The sequence below is a fragment of the Leptolyngbya sp. FACHB-8 genome, from assembly GCF_014695575.1.
Classification (GTDB): domain Bacteria; phylum Cyanobacteriota; class Cyanobacteriia; order Elainellales; family Elainellaceae; genus Vacuolonema.
The window spans coordinates 39,410-51,599 of the sequence record NZ_JACJOO010000048.1 but is presented as its reverse complement, the minus strand read 5'-3'; the positions used below and the strand labels follow the sequence as shown (position 1 = coordinate 51,599).

Genomic DNA, 12,190 nt, shown 5'->3' with positions numbered 1-12,190 from the left:
GACCTGATTTCAAAATGAGAATTGCTGGCTCAATCTTTATATTCGTACTAGAGGTATAGACAAGCAGGAAGGCATACAAATTTTGAATTTTATGTTTGATTGAGTAACTCACTTCTATCAAAAATGAAATATAAACACTGCCAGTTTTAAAACCCCTTCTTTGTTCCTTCTAGGGGGATAGTTTTACAACGGACTTGACATGACTCCTAGCCTATTGAAAACTTCAAAGTTGCACTTTTGACTCGTCAGTTCCAGAAGGGTTACATCATAAGGAAGTCATAGGACAGTTCACAAGGATGCCTACTGGATGAACCATCTCAACCCGCGATCTTCTAGCGTGAAACAATACGTCGAACAGGCGTGGGTGTGATGTGAGGAAGGGACATTGATCGCACTGTTTAAGAAAAACATGTCAACAGAACGAAGCATTCAGTTTAGCTTGTTGCTGTTGGCTGGTTGTTTAACAACCATGACCGGAGGTATCGTCGCGCCAGTCTTTCCAGAAATGGTGCAGGAGTTAGGTTTAAATCCTCGTTGGGCCGGCACCCTCCTGAGTATTCACGCCCTAACCAGTGCTTTGATGACACCCATCATGGGCCTACTTGCCGATCGGATTGGCAAGATGAAGGTCATGATTCCGAGCCTTATACTCTATAGCTTCTTTGGTATTTCGACGGCATTTCTCACAAGTTTTCCCCTGTTGCTGGCATCTCGTGCCCTACTGGGCGCAGCCAGCGGGGGTATTGCCGCTGCCACCATTGGTATTCTCAGCAGCATGTATGAGGGGGAATCCCGCTCCCGGGTGCTGGGGTTTGCCACCAGCGCCATGACCACATCCGCCATCTTGTTTCCGCTTTTGGGGGGATGGGTCGGCAAAACCCACTGGCAATATTCCTTCTATTTATATGGAGCGGGTGTTATTCTACTCAGCTTTATGCTGGTTGTCTTTAATGGCATTTCCTCCAAGGTCTCTGGAATGATGCCTTCGGGGGGAACCTCTGAACTACGCACTGTTCTGAAGCAACCTCAAATCTGGCGTATTTATGGATTGATCGGCGTCGCTGCCACAGTGGTCTATACCGTGGTCATCTATACGCCTCTCTACCTCAAAGCTGCCATTGGCGCAGGGCCTGAACTGAACGGCTTTGTGTTAGCAATCCGGGCAGTGGGAGCTGCCATCGTTGCAGCCGTGGGAGCTGCCTGGGTGGCTAAGCGACTAGGAGAAAACCGGGCGATCGCCCTAGGCTTTAGCCTCATGGCCACCACCATCTTCACCATCCCGCTCCTGACTCACCTATCCCTCATCGTGCCGGCTGCCATCCTTTTTGGCATTGGGTTTGGCATCATCACCCCCAACCTCTACAACGTTCTCGCGGGTCACACACCCCCTGAGCTACGGGCCAGCGTTCTGGGGATCGGAACAGGGTTCAATTCCCTGGGGCAATTCATCTGCCCCTGGCTTTTGGGACCCGTGTGGAAGTATGCCGGATTGCACTCTGTCTTTTTTGCGGCCACTGCATTGGCAGTACTCGCTAGTTTTATCAGCCTGACACACCCAAAAACGAGTTAACGCAGACTGGGCCCACTAATTCTGGTACGTTTTTGGGGCGTGAAACCGTAATTTTCATGCCCCAAAAACGTACCCATAAGCCATCTTCAGAACCGCTATGATGGCGTTGGAAGCAAATTTTTTCGGAGGATAGACCTACGTACACGCGCCCCCTCGCCCGGTTAGTCGAACAATTTCAACGGCTACCCGGCATTGGCCCCAAAACTGCTCAGCGGCTTGCCCTCCACATCCTGAAGCGGCCAGAATCTGATGTGCGTGAGTTGGCCCAGGCTTTGCTGGAAGCCAAACAGCAAGTTGGCTATTGCAGTGTTTGCTATCACCTCTCCGCCGAGGAGGTGTGCGATATCTGCCGTGCCCCCAGCCGCGATTCCGCTACTATTTGTGTCGTTGCTGACTCGCGAGATGTGATTGCTATTGAAAAAACGCGGGAATACCAGGGCAAATACCATGTTTTAGGCGGGCTCATCTCTCCAATGGAGGGAATCGGCCCCGACCAGCTTCACATTACCCCGTTGATCCGGCGGGTGAATCAGCAGGATGTGAAAGAAGTAATTATGGCTATCAGCCCAAGTGTTGAAGGGGAAACTACAACCCTCTACATTGGCAAACTTCTGCAACCCTTCACTCGGGTAACGCGCATTGCCTTTGGCCTACCTATGGGCGGGGATCTGGAATATGCCGACGAAGTTACTCTGGCACGCGCGCTGGAAGGGCGACGAGATTTGGAGGTGTAATGAGGGGGCACTTTGTGCCCCCTCATTACACCTCCTGTTATAGGCGCTTCACCCAAAACCTGAAATAAATATCGCCCTGGTAGAGGGGCAGAAGCCATCCACCAGGGCGATCGCAAAGAATTGGATTATTTCATCCGCTGCTTGATGAAGGTCAGGATTTGGCCCATCTGCTTCTTCATCATGTCAATCTCGGCCTGCATTTTTTCGATCTTCTTATTGAGGAGTTCGACTTCAGCAGACCCAGCAGCACCATCAGCTGCTGGAGCGGCAGCAACAATCGGTTGCGGCCACTTCTTAAACTTCACCATCGCCGCTTTGATCGCTTCCACCAATTGCTTCTGCTCAAAGGGCTTCTCGATAAACTCAAAATACTCGAACGGCTCAGGAATCTTTTCCGTGACCTCTTCTTTACGACCAGACATCAGCACGAGGGGGGCTCGCAACTCTGGCTTCGCCTCGATCTCCTGAAACACCTCCCAGCCGCTCATACGTGGAAGGAGGAAGTCCAGCATGATCAGGTTAGGTCGTTCTTGATAAATCGTATTAACGCCTTCTACCCCGTCCTTTGCTTCTAATACTTCAAAATTACCTTTGGGTAGCATGTCCCGCACCATGTTGCGGATCACCCTGCTGTCATCAATAACCAAAATCTTATGAGTTGCCACGGCGAACTCCTCGGGTAACGGTTGAAGGAAATGGCAAAAGGCTTTAGCTCTCTCAGATTAACGCTGTTCGGTTCTAAACGTAAATCTAAACCGTGCCTGAGCCTACAGATGATACCGATGACTGGCTCTGCATTACAGTCTATGCCACTCCTGATGAACTTTTGCCTGTCGATAGTAGACCCCCCTGAGCGATCGCCCCTGGGAACCCGTCTTACTCCTGGGATAGCATCTAGTGTAGCTGCGAGTCTGGAATTTGGTTCGGCGAAGTGGGATATAGATTACACCTGACGGAAAAACAGAGCCTTTATGCCTGGATCCTTCGCCTAGAGTGCCCAACTTTCACAAAAAATTTACGTAGGTGAAGTAACTTCAGATTTCCTTTAGGACCAGCGAATAAAGTACCAAGCACCCCCATTGATTCTCGCCGCTTAGTACTAGGGGCATGCCCGGTTGAGGGTTGATGCGGCGTGCGAAATACACCACATCAACCCTCAATATTCCTTTAATGAAGCTTTAAAGCTGGTTGAAAGGGTCATTTTTTTTGTGAGAAGCGCCATAACCGAGAGCCCACTTCTGCTAGTTCGCGACAGACATGGATCCTAGGTTATGTAACTAAAAATTAAGGGAGCCCTGCATCGCAGAACTCCCTTAATTTACTTGGTAAGTGCTATGCACCTACAGATGCGGATGGCGAGACTCGAACTCGCAAGGCAAAGCCACACGCCCCTCAAACGTGCGCGTATACCAATTCCGCCACATCCGCTCAGAGGACTCAAGACATCAATGTCTGATGTATTTAAGCATTTACAAGCATAAACTATATTAGCCATCTCTACACAAGAGTTTTTCGATTTCAACGACATTTTTTTAAATTCCTTAGAAAAGCGCCTTTACGTGAGGGGGTTTTTGGGAGGATAGTCGTGAGGAGGGGCATTACTGTATGTCGATCGTAGAGACCACCCATTCCCCCAGGCTTTTATGACCCGTTTACCTGTGTCAGAACATGCGGTTTTGGCCGAAATTGAGCCTCAAATGCGCCGCTTGTTACCCGCTGACCTTTATGCACGGGTGTGGTTTGATCCGGAGCCAGACCGTCTGATGCAGGTGTTCCAGCATTTGCGTACCCTACAGCGAGCTTTGCAGGATTACGTCCCCCGGCAAGTCGCTGAACAGCCACCCCCATCTGGAAAAGTACGCTACGAATGGCGACAGGGTACTCTCCTATTTACGGATCTGGCGGGTTTTACGCCTTTGATGGAGGCCAATGCCGCTTCCGGACGCAAAGGGGCAATGGCGCTCCTGGAGGTTCTCAATCGCTACTTCTCCGAAATGATCGAAATCATTGGCAAGTCAGGGGGGGACCTGCTGGAGTTTACCGGGGACGCGATGCTGGTCCAGTTTCTGGAAGATGTCCAGGGAGACGACACCGCCCAGGCCGTACGGACAGGGCTACGAATGCAGCGGGCGATGCGAAATTTTCGAAGTATTGAAACTCCGCAGGGACGATTTTCGTTAGCCATGCGTGTCGGAATTCATGCCGGTATGTATCTCGCTGCGGATCTAGGCACCCCACATCGTATGGCCCATGTGCTACTGGGGCAGACGGTACAACGGGCAAAACTGGCTGAGAGCAGTGGCAAGGTAGGACGGGTCTGTGTGACCCAGGAGGCGGGCGATCGCCTCCGCGCGGACGACCAATTTGATATGGAACCCTGCCAGAATGAACGCCAGCCAAGCTGCCATTACCTGATTCAGGACGACCTGACCACAGGTTTCCTGGGGGATTATGACATCAGCCTGAACCGGCGGCGGTTGACCAGCCCTCTCCTTCTCGATCGCAGTACGGAGGGCCTATTGAACGAAATTCAGGACGCACTGCGTCGAGTCCAACTCCTCGCATGCTACCTACCCTCCGAAATTCTCACCCAACTTGTAGAGGGCGCTGCCGAGCGGCGAATTCCACCGAATTTTCCAGAACCAACTGTCGTGTTCATTAACCTGATGGGCTATCCCGAAGCAGCGGATATTGCCCATCCTGATGAAGTACCAGCGCTGACAGAAAGCTTTTCAAGGACCTTTTCACTCATTGATGCGGCGGTAAAGGCGCGGGGTGGCACTTTACAAAAAGTTACTTATCACGCCGTTGGCTCTGATATTTTGATCTACTTTGGTGCATTTAGTAGCCATCCAGAGGATGCCTTACGGGCGGCTGGCCTAGCTCTGGCTGTGCAGGAAATTGTGCAACAGCTACCACCTCCTATTGCCGGAGGTGTTCCAGTCTCTTTAGGGCTGCGTGTTGGCATCTGCTCAGGGGCAGTTTTCTCGGCGGAAATTGGAGAACCTCGGGGTCGACGAGAGTTTAATATTCTGGGCGATCCCGTCAATACGGCAGCTCGACTGATGGCTCGAGCGCAGGTCGGCGATATTCTCCTGACGGAGCGCGTGTATCAAGCGATCGCCCCCCATTTTTACTGTGAACCCCTGGGAGCGCAGGTGCTGAAGGGAAAGGCACAACCTCAGATGCTCTATGCCTTGAAGAGGCAGGTGGAGCGATAGTAGGGAGGACAGAGGGCAAAAGCGATAGAAGGTTGAAGAAAAAGGCTGAAGGCCGACAAGCGAGGCTGAAGTTTAAAATTGAGTACTCCGTTCTTACCCTCTACCATCCTCTACTCCCTTGCTTCTTCTGCCCCTTGCCTTAATCCTTTTATGAACAAGTCCGGTTTCTTCATGCTTTGGATGGTGATGGGAGCGCTGGTCGGCTCAGTGTTCGCGATCGCCTATTCAGTACGCCAGGCAACTCGATTGCCCGATTGGTATGTGGCTCAAACGATAGAGTCTTCTAACTCAGCAATAACGTCGGCATCAGAAGCTCAATCAGATGCAGAGGTGGTCTTGAGTTCCGCTCAGGTAGAGCAGTTGTTGCAGGAGGCGATCGCTTCCCATGTCGTGCCATCCGAGTGGCAGGAGCCTGCTGCCAACTTGAGCGCAACCGTGAAGAATGGGCGGTTAGAGACGGGTACAGTGGTCAACCTGGCAGAGTTGCCATTGGATAAGTTGAGCGATCGCGATCGGCTACGCGTGGAGCAGTTGCTCTCGATGGTGCCGGGGTTGGATGAGCAACAGTTATTCATTGGGCTGGAGAGTAGCCCTCAGATTCGAAATGGGCGTCTGGAGCTAGAAGGCAATACCAGTGTCCGAGTAGGACGCCTGCAGCTACCGCTGGACGTGGTAGCGCAACAGTTTGGGGTGTCAGTCGATGACCTGGAGACGCAGCTGATGGAGTTGCTTCAGCAGCAGGGCATTTCACTGGAGCAAATTCGCATTGAGGGCGATCGCATTTACCTTGCACCGCAATAACATGACGTGATCAGAAGCAGGCCGTTGGAAAACCTTACAGAGCAAAGCCTTTCAACGACCTGCTTCTGATCGCATAGCGCTATGCACGTTGATGAAGTGCGGTGGGGCACGAAGCGCCCCACCCCACCGTTGCTGTACTTAACGCATTTGCACATTGCTATAGACGCTGACAACACCCTGCTAGAGATTGAGAATCCCTCTTAAATCTCGCGGTAGACTCTAGGTGAAAATCCTGAGAGGTCTGCCCCCATGCCCAACCGTCTGGCTGACGCCCACAGCCTTTATTTGCGGAAGCATGCCCATAATCCCATCGATTGGTGGCCCTGGAGTGACGAGGCGATCGCCCGAGCTCGCCAGGACAATAAACCAATTTTCCTCTCTATTGGGTATTCCAGTTGCCATTGGTGCACGGTGATGGAGGGCGAGGCATTTTCGGATGGGGCGATCGCCGACTACATGAATGCAAACTTCCTGCCCATCAAGGTTGACCGGGAGGAGCGCCCGGACCTGGACAGTATTTATATGCAGGCGTTGCAAATGATGGTGGGCCAGGGGGGATGGCCACTCAATATTTTTCTAGCTCCCGACGATCTGCTGCCCTTCTACGGTGGCACTTATTTTCCTGCACAGCCTCGCTATGGACGGCCAGGATTTTTGCAGATTCTTCAGGCCATTCGGCAGTTCTACGACACGCAAAAAGACAAGATGCAATCTGTCCGGGACGAGATCTACGGACGGCTGAATCAGATGGCCCAGTTCCGGGACGAAACAGAACTCACGCCCGACTTGCTACGGCAGGGATTAGAGTATAGCGCGGCTATATTAGCGGCTTCCCGTACAGGGCCAAGCTTTCCCATGATTCCCCATGCAGAGGCGGCGCTGCATGGAGCGCGCTTTCAGTTCCCCGATGCGAAAGTAGCGGCGCGGGAGATCTGCCAGCAGCGCGGGCTGGATCTGGCGCTGGGAGGCATCTATGACCATGTAGCTGGGGGGTTTCATCGCTACACCGTAGACCCCAACTGGACCGTGCCCCACTTCGAGAAGATGCTCTACGACAATGGGCAAGTAGTGGAGTTTTTGGCAAACCTGTGGAGTGCCGGAATGGAGGAGCCCGCCTTTGAGCGGGCGATCGCCGGTACCGTTCAGTGGCTCCAGCGGGAAATGACGGCCCCTGAGGGCTATTTCTATGCCGCACAGGATGCTGATAGTTTTGTCAGCCCAGACGAGGCCGAACCGGAGGAGGGAGCATTTTATGTATGGGACTACTCCGACTTACAAACCCTGCTGAGTGAAGAGGAGCTGACCGAACTTCAGGAACAGTTTACGGTCACAGAAAAAGGCAACTTTGAGGGACACAATGTTCTGCAACGGAAGCACCCGGGCCCTCTGAGTGCAAACCTAGAACAAGCCTTACAGAAGCTGTTCCGGGTTCGCTATGGCGATGAACCTGCCAACGTCGTTACCTTCCCCCCAGCTCGCAATAACGAGGAAGCCAAGACCTATCCCTGGCAGGGTCGTATTCCTGCAGTCACCGATCCCAAAATGATCGTCGCCTGGAACAGCTTGATGATCTCTGGCCTAGCCCGTGCTGCGGTGGTGTTCAAAAATTCTCAATACTTAACTTTGGCCGATCGCGCCGCCAATTTTATCGTGACTCAACAACAGGTGGAGGGCCGGCTGCATCGTCTGAACTACGAAGGAACTGTCAGCACGATCGCCCGCTCCGAAGACTATGCCCTGCTGATTAAAGCCTTGCTCGACCTGCACCAGGCTCACCAGTGGGATTTCTCCACCCGAGCTGTAGCCGACCCCGTGGATGTGGTTTCCTCGTTCAGCATCAAGCCCGATTTCCAGAGTTCGGCTTACTGGCTCAGCCATGCCCTCGCTCTCCAACGAGAGTTTGACGCCCATCTATGGAGTTCCAATCTGGGAGGCTACTTCAATACGGATGACAATGCTGACTTGGTAGTGCGGGAACGGAGCTTTGATGACAATGCGACTCCCTCCGCGAATGGAGTGGCGATTGCCAACCTCATCCGTCTCTTCCTCATTACGGAAGACCTGCCTTACTTGGACCGGGCAGAGCAGGCCCTTCGCTCCTTCAGCGGCATCATGGAGCAGTCTCCCGCCAGTTGCCCCGGTCTGTTCATCGCCCTGGACTGGTACCAAACGCAAACCCTCGTCCGCACCCAGCCCCAATATCTAGCAGCGATCGCTCCCCGTTATCTTCCTTCAGCGATCCTTCGGCTCCAGCTCGACCTACCCAAAGGAGATGCAGCCTTAGTCTGCCAGGGCCTGAGCTGTCGAGGCCCGGCTCATAGCCTGGAAGAACTACAGTCTCAGCTCGATCGTAGCCTTACACGTCCATTCAGCTAGCGTGCAGAACGAATGAGCACCCACCGTCTACTCGAAGCCCGAGAAGTAGCCCATTCGGATAAATTCAAATCTTTTTTAGTAAATCATTTGTCAAAACGCTCGATGTTCGCTACTATGAATAAGTGCGAGACGAAAGCACAGAGCGACGCGGGATAGAGCAGCCTGGTAGCTCGTCGGGCTCATAACCCGAAGGTCAGTGGTTCAAATCCACTTCCCGCCACCAAGTTAAAAAGCCCTACCAATTTCAGGTGGGGCTTTTTTAATTCCACCTAAAGGCTAGAAGCAGAGGGAGGGTGCAATGCACCCTCCCTCTGCTTCTAGCCTTTAAGGTATGCCAGTCTCTGTAGCACTGGTAGAAAATTCGGGAAATTCCAGTACAGGGGTTCGGTCGAGGGGATCTCCGGAGGGGGCTACCCCGATACAATAAGAAGAGGTATCACGTCATGAGGTTAGGGACATGGGCCAGGGGATCCGGCAGCCGATTTTGATTGGAGGTTTGGCACTAACAGCAGGAACTTGGGTGCTGAACTGGATACACCCGGGGGCTGCACATATGGGCGAAAGTATGATGTGGGGGGCGATCGCCCTCGGCAGCGGTATGTGGTGGTTACAGCGACCCCGTGCCAGCAAACTTGATTTATCCCCAGCTCCCGTCATTTTGGATCGTGCCACTGTAGAAAAATCTCTCGCGACAGCAGACCATTGGCTTACCCGGCTAAAGGCGGAAGTCGAAACTCCTGGAACAACTTCCAATGTTTTACCAGGTTTGCAGGAGCGGTTGACAGCCTTACAAACTGAACTGGAACGGCAGAATCTGCGGGTTGCGATCGCTGGTTCGCGCGCTTCAGGCAAAACGACCCTGCTCAATTACCTTCAGCAGCAAGGCATTCCCCAACCCACCGAAACCCCTCGGCCCATTGAGCTTTTTGACCTGGCTACAGATGCCGTCAGTTCAGAGTTAGTATCGGCAGATTTAGTGCTGTTTCTGATTACAGGTGACCTGACTGATTCTGACTTGGCTCTGTTGAAGCAGCTCCAACAGCAGCACTATCGCGTGGTGTTGGCCTTCAACAAGCAAGACCAGTACTTACCGGATGAGCGACCGCTCATCTTGCAGCAAATTCGGGAGCGGGCGCTGGGTGTCGTATCTGTGCAAGATGTAGTGGCGATCGCTGCTGCCCCCGCACCCTTCAAAGTACGCCAGCATCAGGCAAACGGCACTATCTCTGAACGTTTAGAGCAACCTCAACCGGAGTTAGCATCCCTGCTAGAGCGGTTAGAAGCCATTGTGACGGTAGATGCGCCACGATTGGTGCTGGCAACCACCGATCGCCAGGCCCGACACCTGAAAGACGAGATCAAAGCCGAAGTGAACCGGATTCGTCGCGATCGCGCCCTTCCTGTCATTGAGCAAGCTCAGTGGATTGCCGCTACCGCCGCCTTCGCCAGCCCCGTTCCCAGCCTGGATCTGTTAGCCACGGCTTCGATTAACGCCCAACTCGTGATGGATTTGGGGTCGATGTATCAGCAGAAGGTGAGCCTGGAGCAAGCCAAGAATGCAGCCAGCACTCTAGCAGAAGCCATGGTGAAGCTAGGCCTGGTAGAGTTGACGAGCCAGGCCATTACTCCCCTTCTCAAGAGCCACGCGCTTACCTTTGTGGCTGGAGGGGCGTTACAGGGCGTTAGCGCTGCCTATCTGACCCGTATGGCTGGCTTGAGCTTGATTGAGTACTTCCAGGAGCAGGAAGCCCTGGAGGCAACCTCGGGCGGTTTGCAGCTCGATAGGCTGGCCCAGAAACTTAGTTGGGTGTTCCAGGAGAATCAGCGCTCAGCTTTCGCCCAGACGCTTGTAAACCAAGCTCTACAACGGCTTAAGCCTCAAGCTAATACAACGTTAGCCTCAGCAGAAGCCAGTGCTTAAATAAACAAAGCAAAAAGGGTGGGAGCTGAGCTTCCACCCTTTTTGGTGACTTACTTCTGAGTTTGAGTTAAGGGCATTTTGGAATGCGCTTCGCACACTTCAAAATGGATGTCAGCTTATCCCGAACTGAGGTTACTTACGACTGAGACCCTTCAAGGAAGCGAATTTCGACGCGATCGCCTGGAGTAATCCCAACTTCTTGAGCCCGGCCACCCCGCAGCTCGATTACGCTATCGACGGCGGTGCTGGGGCCATAGGTGGGGCAGGGTTCATCTTCACAGGGGGGAGCTGTCACCACGGCCTGTACTGTCCCGTTGCGTAAAAACACCATATCCAGAGGAATTAAGCAGTTCTTCATCCAGAACTGCACAACGCGCTGGTACCTGAAGGGGAATAACATCCCGCGATTATCTTCCAGGGACGGGCGATACATTAAGCCCATAGCTTGTTCTGAAGGGGTCCGAGCGACCTCTAGCTGGAACTGCTCACTCCCCAACTCAACCTCAGCGGTAATTGGAAGCATCTGGCCCTCAGACGTACTTGAATCGGCAGTCGCCGCATTACACCCCAGAGCCACCAGGCACAGACCAATAATGGTCCAGCTCAGGAATCGCTGCCGCAGGGTTTGGCGTTTTTGTCTCATACCACTTTTTCCCATAATTTTTTAACCTGCACACCTGGTTCTGTAAGTTCTCATTCCGAAGGCTTTAGCAGCTTATAGAAGCAAGCTCTCTGTACCCTCAAGCTTCTCGCAACACATAGCCGACGCTACGCACGGTCTGAATGAGGCGCTTCTCTCCTTCATCCTCAATCTTGAGGCGAAGATACCGCACATACACCTCAATGACATTCGACTCGCCCATAAAGTCGTAGCCCCAAACATTCTCCAGGATCTGCTCCCGCGTCAGAACCTCTCGAGGGTGTTCCATTAAGTATTTCAGTAGCTCGAATTCTTTCATCGTCAGGTCGATTGGCCGTTCTCCCCGCTGAGCCCGCCGGCTGGACAGGTCAAGGGTGAGATCAGCAAATCGGAGCTGCTCACTGGGAGATGTCTCGGGCTGCAGGTAAAACCGTACCAGCTTGACAAATTCATCGCTGCGGTAAGGCTTGAGAAAATAATCGTCAGCCCCAGCCTCCAGGCAGGCAGTACGGTCTTCCACCGTATCTCGGGCCATCAGCAGCAAAACTGGCATCCGGATGCCCTGGGAGCGCAAGCGGTGGCAGAGAGTCAGCCCTGAGTCCTCAGATAAAGCGCGATCGATGACAATCAGGGCAGGCTGGAGAGCCTGGGCTTGCTTGAGACCACTTTCGGCATCGTGGGCGATCGCAGCCTGATACCCCAAGTCCTGCAAATCCGTTGCAACGTGCTGAGCCAGGCTACGGTCTGTCTCAACGACTAGAACACAGAGGTTAGTTTCGCTAGCAGATGCATTCATAAACTACAGCACAGGGGACACGTCTGTTTTATCACAGAGCCCCTAGCACCTTGGGGCGTTAGTTGCCTACGATCTAACAAGTGAGCGCTGATTGCCCACCTCGTCAAATGGTAGGCAACTGACGCCCGATT

General features: G+C 53.0%; 10 protein-coding genes and 2 tRNA genes. 8 read left to right on the top strand and 4 right to left on the bottom strand.

The window, feature by feature from the left end; genetic code table 11:
• Positions 1-409 precede the first annotated feature (409 nt).
• Positions 410-1,570, top strand: coding sequence for an MFS transporter (locus H6F91_RS10485; protein WP_190775200.1), 1,161 nt, complete (start codon positions 410-412; stop codon positions 1,568-1,570).
• A gap of 116 nt (positions 1,571-1,686) precedes the next feature.
• A complete protein-coding gene (gene recR, locus H6F91_RS10480) occupies positions 1,687-2,304 on the top strand; it encodes a recombination mediator RecR (protein WP_190775243.1) in 618 nt (205 codons plus the stop codon).
• Between the two features lie 125 nt (positions 2,305-2,429).
• Here recR and H6F91_RS10475 read toward each other — a convergent pair whose 3' ends face one another.
• Positions 2,430-2,969, bottom strand: coding sequence for a response regulator (locus H6F91_RS10475; RefSeq protein ID WP_190775201.1), 540 nt, complete (start codon positions 2,967-2,969; stop codon positions 2,430-2,432).
• 117 nt (positions 2,970-3,086) lie between these two features.
• On the opposite strand from H6F91_RS10475, the gene H6F91_RS10470 reads away from it, so the two are divergent.
• Entirely contained in the window at positions 3,087-3,257 is a 171-nt protein-coding gene (locus tag H6F91_RS10470; protein ID WP_190789312.1) for a hypothetical protein, read from the top strand.
• Positions 3,258-3,651: 394 nt separating this feature from the next.
• On the opposite strand, the gene H6F91_RS10465 is transcribed toward H6F91_RS10470, so the two are convergent.
• A tRNA-Leu gene (locus tag H6F91_RS10465) sits at positions 3,652-3,732 on the bottom strand.
• A gap of 215 nt (positions 3,733-3,947) precedes the next feature.
• On the opposite strand from H6F91_RS10465, the gene H6F91_RS10460 reads away from it, so the two are divergent.
• The 5 genes from H6F91_RS10460 to H6F91_RS10440 all read left to right on the top strand — a co-directional run bounded on the left by H6F91_RS10460 (position 3,948) and on the right by H6F91_RS10440 (position 10,623).
• Entirely contained in the window at positions 3,948-5,525 is a 1,578-nt protein-coding gene (locus tag H6F91_RS10460; protein WP_190775203.1) for an adenylate/guanylate cyclase domain-containing protein, read from the top strand.
• A 78-nt stretch (positions 5,526-5,603) separates the two neighbouring features.
• Positions 5,604-6,326 (top strand): hypothetical protein, encoded by a 723-nt coding sequence (locus H6F91_RS10455; protein ID WP_206754919.1) that lies wholly within the window; start codon positions 5,604-5,606, stop codon positions 6,324-6,326.
• A 249-nt stretch (positions 6,327-6,575) separates the two neighbouring features.
• The gene (locus H6F91_RS10450) at positions 6,576-8,702 is read left to right on the top strand and encodes a thioredoxin domain-containing protein (protein ID WP_190775205.1); all 2,127 of its coding nucleotides are present in this window, start codon (positions 6,576-6,578) and stop codon (positions 8,700-8,702) included.
• 146 nt (positions 8,703-8,848) lie between these two features.
• Positions 8,849-8,925, top strand: a tRNA-Met gene (locus tag H6F91_RS10445).
• Positions 8,926-9,159: 234 nt separating this feature from the next.
• Positions 9,160-10,623, top strand: coding sequence for a DUF697 domain-containing protein (locus H6F91_RS10440; RefSeq protein ID WP_190775206.1), 1,464 nt, complete (start codon positions 9,160-9,162; stop codon positions 10,621-10,623).
• Between the two features lie 136 nt (positions 10,624-10,759).
• Here the strand turns inward: H6F91_RS10440 and H6F91_RS10435 are convergent, their stop codons facing one another.
• Both H6F91_RS10435 and nblR read right to left on the bottom strand, forming a co-directional pair.
• Positions 10,760-11,266, bottom strand: a complete 507-nt coding sequence (locus H6F91_RS10435; protein WP_190775207.1) for a DUF192 domain-containing protein — start codon at positions 11,264-11,266, stop codon at positions 10,760-10,762.
• A 97-nt stretch (positions 11,267-11,363) separates the two neighbouring features.
• Positions 11,364-12,059, bottom strand: a complete 696-nt coding sequence (gene nblR / locus H6F91_RS10430; RefSeq protein WP_190775208.1) for a response regulator transcription factor NblR — start codon at positions 12,057-12,059, stop codon at positions 11,364-11,366.
• Between the last annotated feature and the right edge of the window lie 131 nt (positions 12,060-12,190).

Bases quoted from the DNA above. Each gene is read 5' to 3' on its own strand.
- nblR (WP_190775208.1), bottom strand. From the start codon at position 12,059: ATGAATGCATCTGCTAGCGAAACTAACCTCTGTGTTCTAGTCGTTGAG.
- H6F91_RS10450 (WP_190775205.1), top strand. From the start codon at position 6,576: ATGCCCAACCGTCTGGCTGACGCCCACAGCCTTTATTTGCGGAAGCAT.
- H6F91_RS10460 (WP_190775203.1), top strand. From the start codon at position 3,948: ATGACCCGTTTACCTGTGTCAGAACATGCGGTTTTGGCCGAAATTGAG.
- H6F91_RS10435 (WP_190775207.1), bottom strand. From the start codon at position 11,266: ATGAGACAAAAACGCCAAACCCTGCGGCAGCGATTCCTGAGCTGGACC.
- H6F91_RS10470 (WP_190789312.1), top strand. From the start codon at position 3,087: ATGACTGGCTCTGCATTACAGTCTATGCCACTCCTGATGAACTTTTGC.
- H6F91_RS10440 (WP_190775206.1), top strand. From the start codon at position 9,160: ATGGGCCAGGGGATCCGGCAGCCGATTTTGATTGGAGGTTTGGCACTA.
- H6F91_RS10485 (WP_190775200.1), top strand. From the start codon at position 410: ATGTCAACAGAACGAAGCATTCAGTTTAGCTTGTTGCTGTTGGCTGGT.